The sequence below is a fragment of the Pseudomonas sp. CJQ_9 genome, from assembly GCF_043106615.1.
GTDB classification, from domain to species: domain Bacteria; phylum Pseudomonadota; class Gammaproteobacteria; order Pseudomonadales; family Pseudomonadaceae; genus Aquipseudomonas; species Aquipseudomonas juntendi.
Genome location: NZ_JBICMS010000099.1, coordinates 79,506 through 97,928, shown reverse-complemented (window position 1 = coordinate 97,928; position 18,423 = coordinate 79,506). Strand labels below are relative to the sequence as shown.

Sequence of the window (18,423 nt, the reverse complement as noted above, 5' to 3'; positions counted from 1 at the left end):
GGCCGACACTTGCATAGGCCAGACCGACACCCCTCAGCTGAACGGCACCCCTTGCTCGCCGGCCACAGCGCCCTTCACTGCCCGCGCAGATCCTCGAAGAATGCCTGCCGGCCATCGACCCGTGCAGACGCCCTTGGCGCTACAGCCGCTTCGCCGCTGGCTGCCTCGACGTGCCAATAGCAGTGCTGCACGGCACGGGTCACTGCCACGTAGGCCAGGCGCTGCACTTCTTCCTTCTGCGCGGTATCGAACGGCTGGGCGTCTGCGGCCTTGCCCAACCCGGCCTGGCGGTAGACCTGGTTCTTGTAAGGGGAGCTGGTCAGGTACTGGCAGTCGCCGAGCATGAACACCGCGTCGGCTTGCAGCCCCTTGGCACTGTGGTAGGTCAGCTGGCGCAGCCGGCGTTGCTCGGCCGGCAGCGCCGCCTCGGCTTGCACCACGCTTTGCAGGTGCTCGCTCATCAGTACCCGGTCGCTGCCCTTGCGGTACAGCATCATCACCGTCTCGCCGCGCTGGTAGTGCTCCATCAGTGTCTGGCCCAAGGCTGCCTCATCCCGGTCGAAGACCTTGACCGGCGAGCCTGGCAATTGCGCGGCGGGGCCGCTGGCGCGGGCCTTCTTGCCGGCAATTGCCGGGGTGCCCTTGACCAGGTGCTCGGCGGCATCGATCACCTGTTGCTGGCAACGGTAGTTATCGACCAGCATCACGCGGGTGTTGGCCGGCGCAGCAAAGGCCTTGGTGAATTCCATGAAGTACTTGGGTGAACTGCCGCGCCAGCCATAGATCGACTGCCAGTCGTCGCCCACGCACAGCAGTGACGAATGCTGGGCATGCCGTCCGGTATGCATGGCCGGGCCGCGTCGGCGTATTTCGCGCAAACTCGCACGCAGCCAGCTGACGATCTGTGGCGACACGTCCTGGAACTCGTCGATCATCAGGTGCGCCAATGGCCGCAACAGCGGGTCGGGTAGCAGGCGCAGGTTTTCCGGGTTGTTTTCGCCGAACAGCGCGAACATGCGGTTGTAGCTCATCACCGGTGGCGACAGGCCCAGCAGGTGCGCTTCCAGGGCTTTCCAGTACAAGGCCAGGGCCTCGAAGAACAGCGCGTCGCTGTCACCGCTGGGGAAACTCATCGACGCCACGGCCGTGTTCACCTCAAGGCCAAGGTTCTCGATGAAATTGGCAGCCCCCACGAACGCATCCAGCAGTGGCACCGCCGCCAGCTCGCCCTTGACCTTGTACTCGAAGCCAGGGCCCGCCACGGCATCACCGGCCAGCGACGCTGCCAGGCGCCGGGCCATGGCGTAGTTGTCGAGCCAGATCAGCGGCCGGTCGCAGAACGCCTGCAACAAAGTGCGTTTGACCGCCCACTCACCGCGTACCGCCAGCTTGGCGCCAGGGCGCTGGTACTGCGCGCTTTCCGTCGGGTCGAAGCCGAGCACCACCAACGGCCCGCCCCCCGCCAGGCGCCCATGCACATGAAACCGGCTGCCACGGATCTCGACGGTATCGCGGCACGGTTCGATACCTGTGATCGGCCAGGCGCCGGCAGCGAACCAGAGGTCCTCGATCACATCACACAGCTCTTCGTCGCGCTGCGCAGCCAATTGCGTAACCTGGGCGCGTTTTTGCACCTCGGGGTTGTTCGGGTCCAGGGGTTTGAGCTGCAAGGCTTCGCTTCGCAGCAAGCCGACCAGCTCGGCAAAGCGTGGGCTTTCATGCAGCACGCGGCTGTAGCACTGGTTCAGTTGCTGGCGTTGGGCGTCATTCAAACGCAGGTCGAACGGGTTGCTGTCGGCCTCGGCTTCGCGCCCGGCTGGCATGTCGCTGCCCAGCGTTTCGAAAGCACGCAGCTGGTCAAAACCCGGCAGGCTGCGCACCAGCGGCAGAATGCGTGAATGGAAGGTCCGCACCAGCTCGCGCGCCTGCGCCGGTTGCAGGTTGATCTGCCAAAGGGCGAACACCTGCAACAGGCGCTTGATGAAGTCTTTGCGCGACTCGCGGGTAAAGGTGACCACGGTCATCGCGTCCAGCTCGTAGCCCAGGTAATGGCGCAACAGCAGGATGCGCAGTACCAGCGACGTCGATTTGCCCGCGCCCGCCCCGGCCACCACGCAGGTAGACGGGGTGTCGCTGAAAATCAGCTTCCATTGCGCAGCGCTGGGTTGCGCTTCGGCGGGCAGGCGCAGGGCCACATCGGCCTTGAAGCGTTTTTTCAGTTCAGCCGTCAGCGGCAGGCGCCAGTCGTCGAAGAGGTTGTCGTCGCAGCCAGGCACGGCAGCATCCTCGGGGCGGCTGTCGCGGATCACCAGCACCTGGCGCCCGGCCTCGTAGCCGGCTTCCCGGCCACGCTCGAAACCATCGCGCACACCCTCGGCATGGCCCCTGCGTTGCCCGGTGGCATGGCCCAGGAACCATGAGTCCCGATGCTGCGCCTGCAGGCGGGTCAGGCAGCGCCCCAGCAGGCGCGCCGCCACACGGCGAAACCAGGGCAACTGGGCGGGCGGGGTAAGGTCGGCGGGGGCCTGGGGTAGCTCTTGGGCCACGGTCACTCCTTGCTGAACAGAAACAATGGGCATGTTCGCCGCATCGACCAAAAATGGCCAGCGAATGCTTGCAGATCAGGGGATTAGGCGATGAAGCGGATAAGTACTTGCAGGTTATAGAACCACTAATTCGATTGTTTTAAGCCGATATTTACGCTTATTTTCGATGCTTCTTTGGCGCATCATGGCCTCATCCACTGATTCAAGGAGCGCGACCATGCTGCAACTTCGTTCGTTCGATAGCCTCGGCCATGCCAACCACGGCTGGCTCGACGCCCACCATCATTTTTCCTTTGCCGAGTACTACGACCCAGCGCGCATGCACTGGGGCAACCTGCGGGTCTGGAACGATGACCTGATCGCGGCCGGCAGCGGCTTCCCTCCGCACCCACACCGTGACATGGAAATCATCACTTATGTGCGCGAAGGCGCGATCACCCACCAGGACAGCCTTGGCAATAAAGGCCGGACCGAGGCCGGTGACGTCCAGGTGATGAGTGCCGGTACCGGCATCGTGCACAGCGAGTACAACCTGGAAGACGTCGATACCCGTATCTTCCAGATCTGGATCGTGCCGGAACGCACCGGTGAAGCACCGCAATGGGGTAGCCGACCATTCCCCAAAGGTGAACGTGGCGAAGGCTTCGTGACCCTGGCCAGCGGCCGCGCCGGCGATGAAGACAGCCTGCAGATCCGCACCGATGCACGCCTGGTGGCTGCCACCCTGAAAGCGGGTGAGACCGCCGAATACCGTTTCGACGCCGATCGCCGGGGCTACCTGGTACCCGCCAAGGGCCGGGTGGAAGTCAACGGCCTGCGGGTCGAGGCGCGTGATGGTGTGGCCATCGAGCAGGAGCAGCTTCTGCGCGTGACCGCCATCGAAGACAGCGAGATCGTGCTGGTGGACGTGGCCTGACCTTCACCCGGCAGGCTTGGTGGTCAGCCGGGCTGTCGTTTTCAGCAGCGAGTGCAGTCAATACCGTTTCACAAATCGTTGCGTAGCCGTAGTCTGTGCCGGTACCCGACCACGGAACGTTGACATGCTGCAGTTGCTGCTGACCACCCTGCTCCCGATCATTCTGCTGATTGCCCTGGGTACTTTCCTGCGCCTGCGGGGGTTTCTGGCCGAAACCTTCTGGCCTGGCGCTGAACGCCTTAGCTACTACGTACTGCTGCCAGCGCTGTTCCTGCATGGCCTGGCCACCGCCAACCTGGAGGGTGTGCCGGTGCTGGGCATGGTCGGCGCGCTGATGCTTTCCACCTTGGCGGGCGCGGTGATGCTGGTGCTCTACCAAGGCATGGCAGACCACGAGGGTGCCGATTTCACCTCGGTGTTCCAGGGCGGTATCCGCTTCAACAACTACATTGGTGCCACCCTGGCTGCCGGCCTCTACGGCAGCGCCGGCATAGCCCTGGCCGCGGTTGCCAACGCGGCCATCGTGCCCCTGGTCAACCTGCTCTGCGTGCTGGTGTTCGCCCGCTTCAGCGCCCGCCACAGTTCGCCAGCAACCGTGCTGAAGGCAATCTTCGCCAACCCGCTGATTGTCGGCTGCGCGGGTGGCCTGCTGCTGCGCGTGACCGGGCTGGGCCTGCCGCCGGGTATCGAGCCCACGGTCAAGGCCCTGGGCCAGGCTGCCCTGCCGCTGGGGCTGCTGTGCGTGGGGGCAGCGCTGGGCGGCGCCCGCCTCGGCCAGCAGGCGCGGCCATTAATGGCGGCTTCGGCGTTCAAGTTCCTGGTCATGCCCGTGACCACCTGGGGCCTGTGCCGGCTGCTGGGCCTGGGCGGCCAGGCCGCAGTGGTGGCGGTGCTGTTCCAGGCACTGCCGACAGCCTCGTCCTCCTACGTAATGGCGCGGCAAATGGGCGGCAATGCACCGTTGATGGCCACCATCATCGCCCTGCAAACCGTGGCCGCCGCCGCCACCCTGCCTTTGGTATTAATGCTTACGCTTGGCTAGACTGGCATCAGCCCACCGTTCGGAGTTCGACCATGCGCTTTTCGTGGATGCTGATCGGCCTGACCACCGCCCTGCTTGCCGCCCCCTTGCACGCTGCCGACCCCGCCAAAGCCGCCGTGGCCGAGGGCAAGGCCGAGGCCCTTGAAGAAAAAGTGGTCGAGGCAGCGCCCCCGCCCAAGCCCGCCGAAAAGTTGACCCCGAGCGAAGCGCAGGCCGTGGACCCGGCTGGCAAGGCACCGCTGGATGACAGCCTTACCTGCCTGGCGCGCACCCTTTACTGGGAAGCCAAGGGGGCCGATGCCAAAGACATGGCCGCCGTGGCCAGCGTGGTGCTGAACCGCCTGGGCCAGGATGGCTTTCCGGATACCATCTGTGGTGTGGTCAAGCAGGGCGTTGAAAGCAAAGCCTGCCAGTTTTCCTGGTGGTGCGACGGGCGCCCCGACCAGGTCGAGGAGCCGCAGCGCTACGACGTTGCCAAGGAAATTGCGCGCAAAGCCCTCAACCAGCAGTTGCAGGACTCCACTGGCGGCGCGCTCTACTTCCATGACCGCAGTGTGCATCCAGCCTGGGCCAAGGCTTATCGCCGAACGGCCAAGACCACGCACTTTTTGTTCTACAAACCCAACCAGGCGTTGGCCCGCTGACAAGGCACGTGTTAGCGCACACTGCCCTGTCACCCGACTTGTCGCCGGCTTTTAGGTTTGTTTGCCCAAGCTTCGCACTTTTGCGGCGGGCAATGGTCTACCTCCCTTCGTGTACCGCCGGCACTGTTTGCCGGCGTTTTATTTGCCTTGCACCCGCCTGGGCCAAAAGCCCCGAGCTTGTGTAGGATGAGCAGCGCCTACCACGCCGCTGCCAGTCATAGGGAGATACACATGCGCGTGCTGTCATCCGTTGCCGCCTTGTCGCTTGGCCTGTTGATTTCGACCGGGGCATTGGCCATTACCGGCGAAGAAGCGCAACTGATCGCGTCGATCAATGCCTACCGCAGCCAGGCCCAACCTTGCGGTGGCGAGGCATCGCTGGAACTGCCACCGCTGAACAGCGATACCCGCCTGGCGCTGTCGCCGGAGGGCACCCGCGATCTGCAGCAGGCCATGACCCGGGCGGCCTACCCTATGGTCAATGTGCAGGCCATCAGCCTGTCGGGGCCGCGCGATGCGCCTGCGGCCATGCATGCCATCGAGGAAAGTTTCTGCCAGGTGGTGCTGGACCCGCAGTTCGTCGACATCGGCGTCAGCCAGGAAGGCCGCGATTGGCGTATCGTGCTGGCCCGGCCACTGCTCAGTGGCCGCCTCGGTGACTGGCAAGCCGAAGGGCAGAAGGTGGTGGAGGAAATCAACGCGGCCCGCAAGGTGGCCCGGCAGTGTGGCGGGCAACCCTTCGCTGCCGCCCCGCCGTTAAGCTGGAACACGGTGCTGGCGGGGGCTGCCGCCAACCACACGCGGGCCATGGCCAACCAGAATTTCTTCGACCACATCGACAAGGATGGCCGCACCCCCGGCGACCGGGCGGAGCTGGCCGGCTACCTGTATCAGCAGATCGGCGAGAACATTGCTGCTGGGCGTGACACTGCGCACAAGGTGGTCGAAGGCTGGCTGGACAGCCCCGGGCACTGTGCCACGTTGATGAACCCCGAGTTCCGCGACCTGGGGGCTGCCTACGCAGTGGACCCGAAGAGCGATGCGGGCATCTACTGGACCGCACTGTTCGGCACACCACAGTGAATTCGAGCCCCCTTGCAACCCTGTCAGGCGCGCTTCAGCCCTGGTGTGTAGCTGCTCGCAGCTCGAGCGCGGTACAGCCAAACCGCGCCCGCAGGCATTTGCCCAGGTAACTGGCATCGCCCAGGCCGACTTCATCGGCAATCTGCGCCAGGCTGTGGGTGGAGTTGAGCAAGCGCCAGCGTGCTTGCTGCAGGCGCATTTCGCGCCACCAGGCCTTGGCACTCAGGCCATGACTGGCATGAAACTGCCGGTCCAGCTGGCGCCGGCTGATGCCCAACGCTGCCGCCAGTTGCTCCACCGCCAGCGGCGCCCCCAGGTGATGGCGCATCAGTGCCTGCGCCTTCTGCACCTGGCGCCCCGGCCCGCTGCCCGGCTCCAGGGAGCGCAAGGCATGGCGGCTGTCGCGGGTTTCATCCACCAGCATGTCGGCCAAGCCCTTGAGTGCCCGCGTGCGACCGCAGGCACGTGACAGCAGCGCGACAGCCAGGTCGATGGCCGCCGTGCCACCGGCGCAGGTAATACGGTTGCCATCGATGCAGTACAGTTGCTCAGGCAGTAGCTGCACATGCGGGAACGCCGCCCGGAATTCGGCTTCGTGGCGCCAGTGCACCACCACCTTGTGCCCACGCAACAAGCCGCACGCCGCCAGCAGGAAAACACCATTGTCGACCCCGACCAATTTGACGCCCGCCTTGCTGGCGCGCTTGAGCAAAGCCTGGTAGCGCGGTGCAAGTGCGGCGGTGGCCATGGCATTGCGCCCGCCGAACAGCACCAGGTAGTCGAAACTGGCCAGCTCGAGGTCGCCGGCCACGGCCTCGACCTGCAGCACTGCACCGCTGCTGGAAGGCACCGGTTCACCACCCAGCCCCGCCACCGTCCAGCTGCAATAACGCTGCTGGCTGTAGTCCTCGTCATCGGCGCTGAAGCGCAACTTGTCGAGGAAGGCGCCAAACGGCAGCAAGGCAAAATCCGGTAGCGGCAAGATCAGCAAGCGAATATCGGGATACACGGTATTCACGTCCAGAAAGTACCATCGAATGTCCGGATATTACCCTGCCAGCGCCACCATTGCGCCCTAGACTGGCGCCCTGTTCATCACATGGCGTTACCCGGCATGAACCTCGACACATGGCTCATCTACCTGCTGGCGAGCATCGGTTTGTCGCTCACCCCAGGCCCTAACAGCCTGCTGGCCTTGACCCACGGCGCCCTGTATGGGGCCCGGCGAACCCTGTTCACCATTGTCGGCGGCGTGTTCGGCTTCAGCGCGCTCATCGCCCTGGCGATGTTCGGGCTTGGTGCATTGCTGCAGGCCTCGGCGTCGGTGCTTGGCGTACTGAAATGGCTAGGGGGTGCCTACCTGGTCTGGCTAGGTGTTCAGCTGTGGCGCAGCCCAGGCCTGCAGTTGGAACTCAATGCGGGCAACGCTGGGCTGAACAACGCAGGGTTGTTTCGCCAAGGGCTGCTGTCGGCCATGGCCAACCCCAAGGTGCTGCTGTTCTACGGCGCGTTCCTGCCACAGTTCATCGACCCACAGCGCGGGCTGCTGTTGCAGTTCGTGGTCATGGCGGCCACCTTCGCCAGCGTCGAGTTTCTGGTCGAATACCTGCTGGCGCGGCTGGCGTACCGAGTTCGGCCCTGGCTGAGCAAAGCAGGCAAAGGCTTCAATCGCTGCTGCGGGAGCTTGTTCGCCCTGATTGGCGTGGCCTTGCCCTTGAGCCGCTAGCCCCTGGCACAGGCAGGCCACTGCCACTGGCGTTGCAGCGCCTATCGAGCCTGGCGTGCCTGGAAAACGAAGACCAGCAGCGCCACCCCCGGCAAGGCGGCGCCCACCAATGCCACCCCTGCCCAACCAAACTGGCTGAACAGCGCACTGGCCACTGCCGAACCCAGCGCCCCGCCAAGGAAGATGCTGGTCATGTACACCGCATTCAAACGCCCACGGCTGGCCGGGTCCAGTGCGTACACTTCACGCTGGCCGATCACCATGTTCATCTGCACCGCAAAATCCAGCAGCACACCCGTCAGGCCCAGGCCGATCACGCTGTAGCCGGGCACCGTCAAACCCAGCAGCAAGGCGGCCGGCGCCAGTAACAGCGCCAGGAACGACCCCGCCCGGGCATGCCCGGCATCGGCCAGGCGGCCGGCAATGGGTGCCGCAACCGCACCCACTGCGCCGACCAACGCGAACAAGGCAATCTGGCTTTGCGACAGGCCATGCCCTGCAGCCAGGGCCAGCGGCACCGCCGTCCAGTAAAGGCTGAATGCGGCGAACATCAAGGCCTGGTACAGCGAGCGCTGGCGCAGCAGCGGGTAATGGCGCAGCAAGGTGAGCAGCGACAGCATCAGCCCTGCGTAACTGGCCTTGTGCTCGGGCCGACGCTGCGGCAGGGTCGACGCCAGCAGCAGGATGATCGCCAACATCACCCCGGCAGCGCCGATGAATACCGCACGCCAGCCGAAGTGGTCGGCCACCAGGCTGGACAACGGCCGGGCCAGCAGGATGCCCAGCAGCAACCCACCCATGATGTTGCCCACTACCCGACCGCGCTGGTGCTCGGGCGCCAGGTGCGCCGCCAGCGGAATCAGCATCTGCACCGCCACTGAACTGAAGCCGATCAGCAGGGCGTAACCCAGGAACAACTGCCCCTGGCCACTGCCACTGGTACCTGCCAACAGCAGGCTGATGCAGGCCAGAACGGCGGTGGCCACCATTAGACGACGGTTTTCCAGCAAGTCGGCCAACGGTACCAGCAACAACAGGCCCAAGGCATAGCCGAGCTGGGTGAGGGAAACGATCAGGCTGGCATGTTCGGTAGACAGCCCCAGGTCCGGGGCTATCAGCCCCACGATGGGTTGGGCGTAGTAGATGTTGGCAACGATAGCGCCGCAGCAGAACGCCAGGAGTACGACCAGGGCCCGGCTCAGGCCGGCAGTGGCCGGTTGCGCTGACGCGACGGAAGGGTTCATGCGAGGTTCCTCGACAAGGTATGGGGATGACGGCCACCTTACCTGCGGGCAGCGGCGCCGAGAATTGGGCAGCTACGCAACGCGCCTTTGCGTATAGCGCAACGCTAGCGGCCAGTATTCAGCACATTTTCGCAAAACCCGATGAAAGCGCTGACCCGTCGCGAACCCCGGTGGTTGGGCAGGTACAGGGCGTTGATACAGTCGTTGGCGGTGCCAGGGTTGGCTTGCCATTCAGGGAACAGGCGCTGCAGCCGACCGCCTTCAACGTCTTCGCGTACCAGCCAGTCGGCCAGCAATGCAATACCGCTGCCCGCCAGCGCCGTTTCGCGCAACATGTCGGCGTTGGCACTGCGCAGCGGCCCGCTTACGTCCAGCTCCAGGCTTTCCTGGCCACAGGTCAGGCGCCAGGGCCGTGCTTTTTGCCCGTAGCGAAAACGCAGGCAGGCGTGTTCAAGCAGCTGCCGGGGATGCAGGAGCGGCCCGCGCTCGGCCAGGTAGCCCGGGCTGGCGACCAGCCAGCGTTGGAAGCGGCCCAGTGGGCGGCACACCATTTCATCGCTGGGCGCTGGGTCACCCAGGCGGATCGACAGGTCATAACGCCCGTCGAGCAGGTCGTCGATGCGGTCGCTAAGGTCGATGTCCAGCTCCAGCGCCGGGTGGCGCGCCAGAAACGGCCCCAGGTGCGGGGCGATGACCCGCCTGCCGAACTCCACCGGCAAGCACAGGCGCAGCACACCGACCGGTTCCTCACCGCGGTCCGAGATGCTGGCATCGGCCTCGTCCAGCGCCTCGAAGATGCCCCGGGCGCGCTGGTAGTAGCGCGCGCCTGCCTCGGTCAGACTGACCTGGCGCGTCGAACGATTGAGCAAGGTGGCGCCCAGCGCCGACTCAAGGGCATCGACCAGGCGCGTCACCGACGAGGTCGCCACCCCCAGCCGGCGTGCAGCCGCTGAAAAACCCTGGGCATCGACGGTGGCCACGAACATTTTCATCGCCAAAAGTTTGTCCATGTCAGGCCGTCCTCGAAAACTCGCAAAGGTCTTACAAACCGTCAGCCCGGTCAAGAAGCGTGGCGCCGAGCAAACCGGGCCATGGCGGGCGCACGCCCAACCCGCGTAAAGCCTACAACCGACCGGAGCTGGATAATAAAACCTTGCCCGCCATACCCGGTGGTTTCATGCATTTTTCCAGACACGATCTAGAATTTTAGTCACATCGCGTTAAGTTCAGCCCTGCGACAATCAGCCTCACAAAATTATGTACCAACTTGTTAATTAGCAAGCTAAGGGCTTAAACTGCGCGCATTCCACCTGCTGAGATCCCTGGCATGAACGAAACACCGCGCGCCTCTGGCGCCTCTAAAATCATCCTGATTGGCCTGGGCGTGATCATCGCCCTGCTTGGCCTGCTCCTGGCTGCCGGCGGCGTCAAACTCGCCGGCCTGGGCGGTTCCTGGTACTTCCTGATCGGCGGCCTGGCCATGGCCATCGCCGGTGTGCTCATTGCCCGCCGTAAAAAAGTGGGCGCCTGGCTGTACGCGCTGTTCCTGGTTGGCACTGCCCTCTGGGCGCTGGTCGACGCCGGCCTGGTGTTCTGGCCGCTGTTCTCGCGCCTGTTCATGTTCGGTGTCATCGGCATGGTGGTAGCGCTGGTGTACCCACTGCTGGCCCGCGCCAATGGCGCCAGCGCCGGGCGCGGTGCCTACGGCGTTGCCGCGGTGATGGCCGTGGTGCTGGCGGTTGCCGCCGGCAACATGTTCGTCGCCCACCCAAGCGTAGCCCCTACTGGCAAAGGCCCGGGCATGACCGCGGTCGAGGCCGGCAAGGAACAGAAGGACTGGGCCCACTACGGTAATACCGAAGGTGGCAGCCGCTTCGCCGCGCTGGACCAGATCAACCGTGACAACGTGAACAAGCTGAAGGTGGCCTGGACCTACCACACCGGCGACGTCGCCATCAGCGACGGCAACGGTGCCGAAGACCAGCTGACACCCCTGCAGATCGGCAACAAGGTGTTCATCTGCACCCCGCACAACAACCTGATCGCGCTGGATGCCGACACCGGCAAAGAGCTGTGGAAGAACGCCATCAATGCCCAGTCCAAGGTCTGGCAGCGTTGCCGCGGCCTGGCCTATTTCGATGCCACTGCGGCCATCCCCCAGCCGACCCAGCCCAACAGCTCGCCGGTCACCGGCGGTAGCGTGCCGGCCGGCGCCAACTGCCAGCGTCGCCTGCTGACCAACACCATCGATGGCCGCCTGATTGCCGTCGATGCCGACACCGGCGAGTTCTGCCAGGGCTTCGGCAACAACGGCCAGGTCAACCTGATGGCCGGCCTGGGCGATGTGCCTGACTCTTACTACCAGCTGTCCTCGGCACCGCTGATGGCCGGCACCACCGTGGTGGTCGGCGGCCGCGTTGCCGACAACGTCCAGACCGACATGCCAGGCGGCGTGATCCGTGGCTTCGACGTGATCACCGGGGCAATGCGCTGGGCCTTCGACCCGGGCAACCCCGAAGACCGCCAGGCCCCGCAGGGCGACAACACCTACGTGCGCAGCACCCCGAACAGCTGGGCACCGATGTCCTACGACCCGGCGATGAACACCGTATTCCTGCCGATGGGCTCGTCGTCCACCGACATCTACGGTGTTGAACGCAGCAAGCTGGACCACACCTACGGCGCTTCGGTGCTGGCCCTGGACGCCACCACCGGCAACCAGAAGTGGGTGTACCAGACCGTGCACAACGACCTCTGGGACTTCGACCTGCCGATGCAGCCGAGCTTGATCGACTTCACCAAGGACGACGGCCAGACCGTACCTGCGGTAGTGATCGGTACCAAAGCCGGGCAGATCTACGTGCTCGACCGCGCCACCGGCAAACCGCTGACCCAGGTCGACGAAGTTCCGGTCAAGCCAAGTAACATTCCAAACGAGCCGTACTCGCCAACCCAGCCCAAGTCGGTGGGCATGCCGCAGATCGGCGCGCAGACCCTAACCGAGTCGGACATGTGGGGTGCTACCCCGTATGACCAGCTGCTGTGCCGCATCGACTTCAAGAAGATGCGCTATGACGGCTTGTACACAGCGCCCGGCACCGACCTGTCGCTGAGCTTCCCGGGTTCGCTGGGCGGCATGAACTGGGGCAGCCTTTCCACCGACCCGGTGCACGGTTTCATCTTCGTCAACGACATGCGCCTGGGCCTGTGGATCCAGATGATTCCGTCGCAGAACAAAGGCAATGCAGCGTCCGGCGGCGAAGCCCTGAACACCGGCATGGGTGCAGTACCGCTCAAGGGCACCCCGTATGCGGTGAACAAGAACCGCTTCCTGTCGGTAGCCGGTATTCCATGCCAGGCGCCGCCGTTCGGCACCCTCACCGCGATCGACATGAAGACCCGCCAGGTGGCCTGGCAGGTACCGGTGGGCACCGTTGAAGACACCGGCCCGCTGGGTATCCGCATGCACCTGCCGATCAAGATCGGCCTGCCCACCCTGGGCGGCACCCTGTCGACCCAAGGCGGCCTGGTGTTCATTGCCGGCACCCAGGACTTCTACCTGCGCGCCTACAACAGCGGCAACGGTGACGAAATCTGGAAGGCGCGCCTGCCAGTGGGCAGCCAGGGTGGCCCCATGACCTATGTTTCGCCGAAAACCGGCAAGCAGTACGTGGTCGTGACAGCGGGCGGAGCGCGCCAGTCGACCGACCGCGGCGACTACGTGATCGCTTACGCCTTGCCGTAACACAGCGTCGCCCCGTTCGCGGGTGAACCCGCCGCCACAGGAGGATCACTGCCCTGGCAAATGGTGCAGTCCCTGTGGCAGCGGGTTCACCCGCGAAGAGGCCCGAACAGACAACCCGAGACACAGCAATGCCATCCGTAATTCGCTTCACCCCCACCCTGCTGCTGGCGCTGGCCAGCAGCACCGCACTTGCCAACGACGACCTCCTAACCCGCAGCACCCTCACCGGTGACTGGGGCGGCCTGCGCCACCAGCTGGAACAGGATGGGGTGAAAATCACCGGCGACTACAGCGGTGAAACCGCCTACAACGCGCATGGCGGCCTGCACCGCTCGGCGCGTTACTCGCAGAACGTCAAGCTGGGCGTGCAGTTCGACCTGTCGAAGCTGTACGGCCTGGACAACGGCGGCAAAGTCCAGCTGACCATCAACGACCGTCGCGGCAACAGCGCGTCGGACGATCTGGTCGGCAACCGCCTGCCGATCCAGGAAAACTACGGCGGTCTGTACACCCGCCTGACCGAGCTGAGCTACGAACGCACCCTGTTCACCCCTGCGCTCAACGTCAAGCTGGGCTACATGGCCATGGGCAACGACGTCGGCGGCCTGGACAGCGGCATCCTGTGCAATTTCATGAACGCCGGCTTCTGTGGCCACCCGCTGAACATGTCGGGGGGCAGCGGCTGGACCAACTACCCCAACGCCCACCTCGGCGTGCGCGTGAAGTACGACCTGTCGCCCGCCTGGCAACTGCGTGTGGCAGCGTTCAATGTGGACCCCGAGAGCAATGGCAATTCCAGCCGTGCCTGGCACCTGGGGCCCAAGCACACCACTGGCACCGTGGTCCCGGTGGAGCTGGTGTACAAGCTGCAGGGCGAGCTGCCGGGCGAGTACAAGCTCGGCTACTACTACGACAGCTCCGACGTGAAGCGCATCGGCAGCGACGACGAAGTGTCGGGGCGCGGTGGGCACTACCTGCTGGTCGACCAGGCGCTGTGGAACGATCAGGCCTCGCCAGGCCGCAGCCTGCACGCCTTCGGCCAGTATTCGGCGTCGAGCAAGGCCGCTTCGCCGTTCACCAAGTGGTATGGCGCCGGGGTGGTGCTGTACAAGCCGTTCGAAGGCCGCCCGAGAGATACCGTGGCACTGGGTTACGGCCGCGCCGTACCCAACCCGCGTAGCCGCGATGTGCTGGAAGATGCTGCATTCAACGCCGGCCAGCCGTTCCCCGATATCGACAGCGCCGAGCAGTTGATCGAGCTGAGCTACGGCTACCAGGCCACGCCATGGCTGAACCTGCGCCCGGATGTGCAGTACATCATCGAGCCAGGGGCGTTCACTGGCAAGGACATCGACAACGCGCTGGTGGTGGGCCTGCAGGTAAAAGCAACCTTCTGAGTCGCCGGGGGCCGCACTGCGGCCCATTCGCGAGTGCACCCGCGCCCACAGAGCCCCGGCAGCTCAACCGTCAAGCCTGCCTGAGGTGATCCACCAGCCTGAGCAGCATGGCATCACAGCCCTGCAGCTGTTCGACACTGACGAATTCATCCGGCTTGTGCCCCTGCTCCATGCTCCCGGGCCCGCACACCACGGTCGGGATGCCCGCCTGGTCGAACAGCCCGCCTTCAGTACCAAACGCCACGGTGCCGAATTTATCCGAACCACTGAGCAGCGCCACCACCTGCGCAGCTTCACTGTTCTGCGGTGTAGCCAACCCCGGATAGGCACTCAGCGGCTGCAGGCGAATGGCGCTGTCGGCGTGGACCTTGCGCATGCGCGGCAGCAACTCAGCCTCGGCATAGGCCTGCAGTTGGTCCGCCACCGCCTGTGCCTCGAACCCCGGCAAGGCACGCACCTCGAAATCGAATTCGCACTCGGCCGGCACGATGTTCAGCGCCCTGCCCCCGTTGATCACCCCGGTCTGCACCGTGGAGAACGGTGGGTCGAAACGCTCGTCGTGATGCTGCGGCAAGGCCAGCGCGTCGCCGATATCACCCAGCTTGCCGATAAGCCTGGCGGCATACTCGATGGCATTCACGCCATACGGTGCATAAGCTGAATGGCAAGCAGCGCCATGCACCTGGCAGCGCATCGCCAGTTTGCCCTTGTGCCCCAACACGGGTTTGAGTTCAGTGGGCTCACCGATCAGGCACAGCCGCGGTTTGTGCGGGCGCTGTTCGAGCGCTGCGAGCATCGAACGTACACCCAGGCAGCCGACCTCTTCGTCATACGAAAATGCCAGGTGCACCGGCATGCGCAGCGGTTGGGCGAGAAATGCGGGTACCGCTGCCAGCACTGACGCGATGAAGCCTTTCATGTCGGCTGTGCCACGGCCATACAAGCGGCCATCGTGTTCGCTGAGGACGAACGGTTCGGCCGTCCAGGCCTGGCCGTCTACCGGCACCACGTCGGTATGCCCGGACAGCACCACGCCGCCAACATCCTTGGGGCCGATGGTGGCAAACAGGTTGGCCTTGGTGCCCTCCGGGTTGTGGAACAGCTCGCATTCCACGCCCAACCCGGCCAGGTAATCGCGAATGAAGCCGATCAGCGCCAGGTTGGAATCACGGCTGACCGTGGCAAAGCCGACCAGCCTGGCCAGCAGCGTCCGGCTGGCAAACTCACTCATCGCCCGGCACCCCGTAGCTCGGCGCAGAGGTCGGGTTGAGGGCGCGGGTGACGTAGTCCTGCATTTGTGGGCGGTAGGCTTGCCACAGGCCATCGAGCGCTCCGATGGGGTCGTTGTCGGCCCAGTCGACGCGCAGGTCCACCAGTGGCCAGGTCAGCTCGCCCGCAATTTTCAGCGCCGCCGAGTGCACCGGCCCCGCCTCACCCCCCGCAGCCATCGCCGCGTGCATGGCCGCCAGCAGGCGGTCGGCCAGGTGCCCACCGGCCTGTTCGAAGGCCAGCACCATCGCTTCGATCACCTGGGTGGAAGACAGCAGGTTGCCCGCCGCCGCGCATTGCTCGCCGGCCACGGCATGGTGTGTGCCAAGCGCCTCGCGCCCCGTGAAAAAGGCTACCTGGCCGGTGCTGTCGATCACCGTCACCTGGCGGTACTCGCTCCAGCCATTGGCGCTCAACACCCGGTCCAGCGCTGCGGCGGGTGCCAACTGGCCCTGCTCCATGGCGTCGAGAATCTGCGGGCCCAGCGCCGGCAAGGTGATGTTCTGGGTAGCGACCGCGCCCACGCCGGCACGCACCCACGGGCAACGGGCCCCCACGGCGATGCTCGACGAACTGATGGCGATACCGATCTGGCCGGTTTCCTGGCAGCGACCAATGATGGAGAACGTCATGTCTAGGTTCCTGTTGTGCTGTGCGATACACGGCATTCTGGGTGGAACCTTCGGGCAGGCGAAACCACCTTTTTCCGAGGGGCTAGGCAGGAAAAAACTAGGGTCTGCAAAGGCGCAGGCCCTGTGGGAGCGGGCGAGCCCGCGAACCAGGCGACGCAGTGGCTGGCACCGGCTTTGCCGGTGTTCGCGGGCATGCCCGCTCCCACAGCGAGTGCGCAAGCTTTCAACGTTTCAACAAGGCAGTTGCGTTCACAAGATCCGGGGCCTTCGCCGTTTTATCGGCAAGCCCCAGCTAAATACTATTTTCGCCATTTGCGCAGCGTCCCTAGTCTGGCCCCAGGCAACGGCGGTCCCCAAACCGACCTGACAAAAACCGCCTGAACAAGGGCTCGGACATGACACTGAACAACTTCGAAATCGACACCCTCGTGGTCGGCGCCGGCCAGGCTGGCGTGGCCATGAGCGAACACCTGAGCAAGCTGGGCGTGCCTCACCTGGTGCTGGAGCGCAACCGTATTGCCGAGGCCTGGCGCAGCGGCCGCTGGGATTCGCTGGTGGCCAATGGGCCGGCCTGGCACGACCGCTTCCCGGGGCTGGAATTCAACCTCGATGCCGACGCCTTCGCCGGCAAAGACCAGGTAGCCGACTACTTCGAGCAGTACGTACGCAAGTTCAACCTGCCGGTGCGCACCGGCATCGAAGTGAAGAAAGTACAGCGCAACAGCGACCGCCCTGGCTTCACCATCGAAACCAATGAAGGCGTGATCCGCGCCAACCGCGTGGTGGCGGCGACCGGCCCGTTCCAGAAGCCGGTGATACCGGCGATTGCGCCAAAAGACGCTAACCTGCACCAGATCCACTCGGCCGCCTACTTCAACCCCGAACAACTGCCCGAAGGCGCCGTGCTGGTGGTGGGTGCAGGCTCGTCCGGCGTGCAGATCGCCGAAGAGCTGATGCGTGCCGGCCGCCAGGTGTACCTGTCGGTCGGCGCTCATGATCGCCCGCCACGGGCTTACCGCAACCGCGACTTCTGCTGGTGGCTGGGCGTGTTGGGTGAATGGGACGCAGAAATTGCCAAGCCTGGGCGCGAGCACGTGACCATTGCCGTGAGCGGCGCGCGTGGGGGCCATACGGTCGACTTCCGTGCCCTCGCCCACCAGGGCATGACCCTGGTCGGCCTGACCCGGTCGTTCGAAAACGGCGTGGCGCACTTCCAGGACAACCTGGTCGAGAACATCACGCGGGGCGATGAGAACTACCTGGCCTTGCTGGACGCCGCCGATGCCTATGTGGAGCGCAACGGCCTCGACCTGCCGCAAGAGCCTGAAGCGCGCCGGCGCCTGGCCGACCCGGCCTGCATGCTCAACCCACTGCAGCAGCTGGACCTGGCCAAGGCCGGTGTCCGCAGCATCATCTGGGCCACCGGCTACGGCGTGGACTTCAGCTGGCTGCAGGTGGACACCTTCGACGCCAATGGCAAGCCCCAGCATCAGCGCGGTGTCGCTCGCGAACCAGGTGTGTATTTCCTTGGCCTGCCGTGGCTGTCGCGCCGTGGCTCGTCGTTCATCTGGGGCGTATGGCACGACGCCAAACACGTCGCCGGCCACATTGCCACGCAACGCACCTACAGCGCCTACCGCGACCGCAACCAGCGCGCGGCCGACCGGCAGCAACCCGCCTCATTCAGCAACGTCAGCACCCTCGGAGCCCACTGATGCCTACCCATACCCGCATCCGCATGTTCAACACCAAGGTCACCTACCCCAACCAGACCCTGGACAACGACCTGTGCCAGGCGGTGCGGGCCGGTAACACCATTTATGTGCGCGGCCAGGTCGGCACCGATTTCGAAGGCAGGCTGGTGGGCCTGGGTGACCCGCGGGCGCAGGCCGAACAGGCGATGAAGAACGTCAAGCAACTGCTCGAAGAAGCCGGCTCGGACCTGTCGCATATCGTCAAGACCACCACCTACATCACCGACCCACGTTTCCGCGAGCCGGTGTACAAGGAAGTGGGCAAATGGCTCAAGGGCGTGTTCCCGATTTCCACCGGCCTGGTAGTGGCCGGCCTAGCCCAGGCCGAATGGCTGATGGAGATCGACGTGATCGCCGTGGTGCCGGACCAGGCATGACCGGCAGTTGCCAGGCGCTTGCCCTGTAGGAGCGGCCTTGCGTCGCGA

Annotated in this window: 15 protein-coding genes; 9 read left to right on the top strand and 6 right to left on the bottom strand. The window is 64.8% G+C overall.

All coding sequences use genetic code 11. From position 1 onward, the window contains the following. Window positions 1-74: 74 nt before the first annotated feature. The gene (locus ACF8SD_RS21380; protein WP_173888664.1) at window positions 75-2,579 is read right to left on the bottom strand and encodes a UvrD-helicase domain-containing protein; all 2,505 of its coding nucleotides are present in this window, start codon (window positions 2,577-2,579) and stop codon (window positions 75-77) included. Between the two features lie 184 nt (window positions 2,580-2,763). On the opposite strand from ACF8SD_RS21380, the gene ACF8SD_RS21375 reads away from it, so the two are divergent. The 4 genes from ACF8SD_RS21375 (at window position 2,764) to ACF8SD_RS21360 (ending at window position 6,231) form a co-directional block, all read left to right on the top strand. After that, window positions 2,764-3,462, top strand: a complete 699-nt coding sequence (locus ACF8SD_RS21375; RefSeq protein WP_054903943.1) for a pirin family protein — start codon at window positions 2,764-2,766, stop codon at window positions 3,460-3,462. Between the two features lie 124 nt (window positions 3,463-3,586). Continuing rightward, a complete protein-coding gene (locus tag ACF8SD_RS21370) occupies window positions 3,587-4,504 on the top strand; it encodes an AEC family transporter (protein ID WP_173888662.1) in 918 nt (305 codons plus the stop codon). Between the two features lie 32 nt (window positions 4,505-4,536). Then, the gene (locus ACF8SD_RS21365) at window positions 4,537-5,148 is read left to right on the top strand and encodes a cell wall hydrolase (RefSeq protein WP_054914184.1); all 612 of its coding nucleotides are present in this window, start codon (window positions 4,537-4,539) and stop codon (window positions 5,146-5,148) included. 231 nt (window positions 5,149-5,379) lie between these two features. Continuing rightward, window positions 5,380-6,231 carry a CAP domain-containing protein gene (locus tag ACF8SD_RS21360; protein ID WP_392484488.1) on the top strand — a complete coding sequence of 284 codons (852 nt, stop codon included), beginning with the start codon at window positions 5,380-5,382 and terminating at the stop codon, window positions 6,229-6,231. A 34-nt stretch (window positions 6,232-6,265) separates the two neighbouring features. Here ACF8SD_RS21360 and ACF8SD_RS21355 read toward each other — a convergent pair whose 3' ends face one another. Then, a complete protein-coding gene (locus ACF8SD_RS21355) occupies window positions 6,266-7,240 on the bottom strand; it encodes a GlxA family transcriptional regulator (RefSeq protein WP_029887073.1) in 975 nt (324 codons plus the stop codon). 105 nt (window positions 7,241-7,345) lie between these two features. On the opposite strand from ACF8SD_RS21355, the gene ACF8SD_RS21350 reads away from it, so the two are divergent. Next, window positions 7,346-7,957, top strand: coding sequence for a LysE family translocator (locus ACF8SD_RS21350; RefSeq protein ID WP_054912745.1), 612 nt, complete (start codon window positions 7,346-7,348; stop codon window positions 7,955-7,957). Between the two features lie 41 nt (window positions 7,958-7,998). On the opposite strand, the gene ACF8SD_RS21345 is transcribed toward ACF8SD_RS21350, so the two are convergent. After that, entirely contained in the window at window positions 7,999-9,201 is a 1,203-nt protein-coding gene (locus ACF8SD_RS21345; RefSeq protein WP_392484487.1) for an MFS transporter, read from the bottom strand. A gap of 104 nt (window positions 9,202-9,305) precedes the next feature. Then, window positions 9,306-10,211 carry a LysR family transcriptional regulator gene (locus ACF8SD_RS21340; RefSeq protein ID WP_054912743.1) on the bottom strand — a complete coding sequence of 302 codons (906 nt, stop codon included), beginning with the start codon at window positions 10,209-10,211 and terminating at the stop codon, window positions 9,306-9,308. 317 nt (window positions 10,212-10,528) lie between these two features. On the opposite strand from ACF8SD_RS21340, the gene ACF8SD_RS21335 reads away from it, so the two are divergent. Continuing rightward, entirely contained in the window at window positions 10,529-12,946 is a 2,418-nt protein-coding gene (locus ACF8SD_RS21335) for a glucose/quinate/shikimate family membrane-bound PQQ-dependent dehydrogenase (protein ID WP_392484486.1), read from the top strand. A gap of 128 nt (window positions 12,947-13,074) precedes the next feature. Next, a complete protein-coding gene (locus ACF8SD_RS21330) occupies window positions 13,075-14,343 on the top strand; it encodes a carbohydrate porin (RefSeq protein WP_009686532.1) in 1,269 nt (422 codons plus the stop codon). 70 nt (window positions 14,344-14,413) lie between these two features. Here ACF8SD_RS21330 and argE read toward each other — a convergent pair whose 3' ends face one another. Further along, complete coding sequence (gene argE, locus ACF8SD_RS21325) at window positions 14,414-15,574, bottom strand: acetylornithine deacetylase (RefSeq protein ID WP_173888657.1); 1,161 nt, start codon at window positions 15,572-15,574, stop codon at window positions 14,414-14,416. Then, the gene (locus ACF8SD_RS21320) at window positions 15,567-16,244 is read right to left on the bottom strand and encodes a DUF1028 domain-containing protein (protein WP_392484485.1); all 678 of its coding nucleotides are present in this window, start codon (window positions 16,242-16,244) and stop codon (window positions 15,567-15,569) included. The genes argE and ACF8SD_RS21320 overlap by 8 nt, the downstream gene beginning before the upstream one ends. 395 nt (window positions 16,245-16,639) lie before the next feature. On the opposite strand from ACF8SD_RS21320, the gene ACF8SD_RS21315 reads away from it, so the two are divergent. Both ACF8SD_RS21315 and ACF8SD_RS21310 read left to right on the top strand, forming a co-directional pair. Beyond that, window positions 16,640-17,959 (top strand): flavin-containing monooxygenase, encoded by a 1,320-nt coding sequence (locus tag ACF8SD_RS21315; RefSeq protein ID WP_392484484.1) that lies wholly within the window; start codon window positions 16,640-16,642, stop codon window positions 17,957-17,959. Then, the gene (locus ACF8SD_RS21310; protein ID WP_027593581.1) at window positions 17,959-18,375 is read left to right on the top strand and encodes a RidA family protein; all 417 of its coding nucleotides are present in this window, start codon (window positions 17,959-17,961) and stop codon (window positions 18,373-18,375) included. Before ACF8SD_RS21315 ends, ACF8SD_RS21310 begins: the two co-directional genes overlap by 1 nt. Window positions 18,376-18,423 lie beyond the last annotated feature (48 nt).

Excerpts from the sequence above, each read along its gene's own strand:
- ACF8SD_RS21375 (WP_054903943.1), top strand. The coding sequence starts at position 2,764 with ATGCTGCAACTTCGTTCGTTCGATAGCCTCGGCCATGCCAACCACGGC.
- ACF8SD_RS21335 (WP_392484486.1), top strand. The coding sequence starts at position 10,529 with ATGAACGAAACACCGCGCGCCTCTGGCGCCTCTAAAATCATCCTGATT.
- ACF8SD_RS21380 (WP_173888664.1), bottom strand. The coding sequence starts at position 2,579 with ATGCCCATTGTTTCTGTTCAGCAAGGAGTGACCGTGGCCCAAGAGCTA.
- ACF8SD_RS21360 (WP_392484488.1), top strand. The coding sequence starts at position 5,380 with ATGCGCGTGCTGTCATCCGTTGCCGCCTTGTCGCTTGGCCTGTTGATT.
- ACF8SD_RS21350 (WP_054912745.1), top strand. The coding sequence starts at position 7,346 with ATGAACCTCGACACATGGCTCATCTACCTGCTGGCGAGCATCGGTTTG.
- argE (WP_173888657.1), bottom strand. The coding sequence starts at position 15,574 with ATGAGTGAGTTTGCCAGCCGGACGCTGCTGGCCAGGCTGGTCGGCTTT.
- ACF8SD_RS21320 (WP_392484485.1), bottom strand. The coding sequence starts at position 16,244 with ATGACGTTCTCCATCATTGGTCGCTGCCAGGAAACCGGCCAGATCGGT.
- ACF8SD_RS21310 (WP_027593581.1), top strand. The coding sequence starts at position 17,959 with ATGCCTACCCATACCCGCATCCGCATGTTCAACACCAAGGTCACCTAC.
- ACF8SD_RS21370 (WP_173888662.1), top strand. The coding sequence starts at position 3,587 with ATGCTGCAGTTGCTGCTGACCACCCTGCTCCCGATCATTCTGCTGATT.
- ACF8SD_RS21340 (WP_054912743.1), bottom strand. The coding sequence starts at position 10,211 with ATGGACAAACTTTTGGCGATGAAAATGTTCGTGGCCACCGTCGATGCC.
- ACF8SD_RS21345 (WP_392484487.1), bottom strand. The coding sequence starts at position 9,201 with ATGAACCCTTCCGTCGCGTCAGCGCAACCGGCCACTGCCGGCCTGAGC.
- ACF8SD_RS21365 (WP_054914184.1), top strand. The coding sequence starts at position 4,537 with ATGCGCTTTTCGTGGATGCTGATCGGCCTGACCACCGCCCTGCTTGCC.
- ACF8SD_RS21315 (WP_392484484.1), top strand. The coding sequence starts at position 16,640 with ATGACACTGAACAACTTCGAAATCGACACCCTCGTGGTCGGCGCCGGC.
- ACF8SD_RS21330 (WP_009686532.1), top strand. The coding sequence starts at position 13,075 with ATGCCATCCGTAATTCGCTTCACCCCCACCCTGCTGCTGGCGCTGGCC.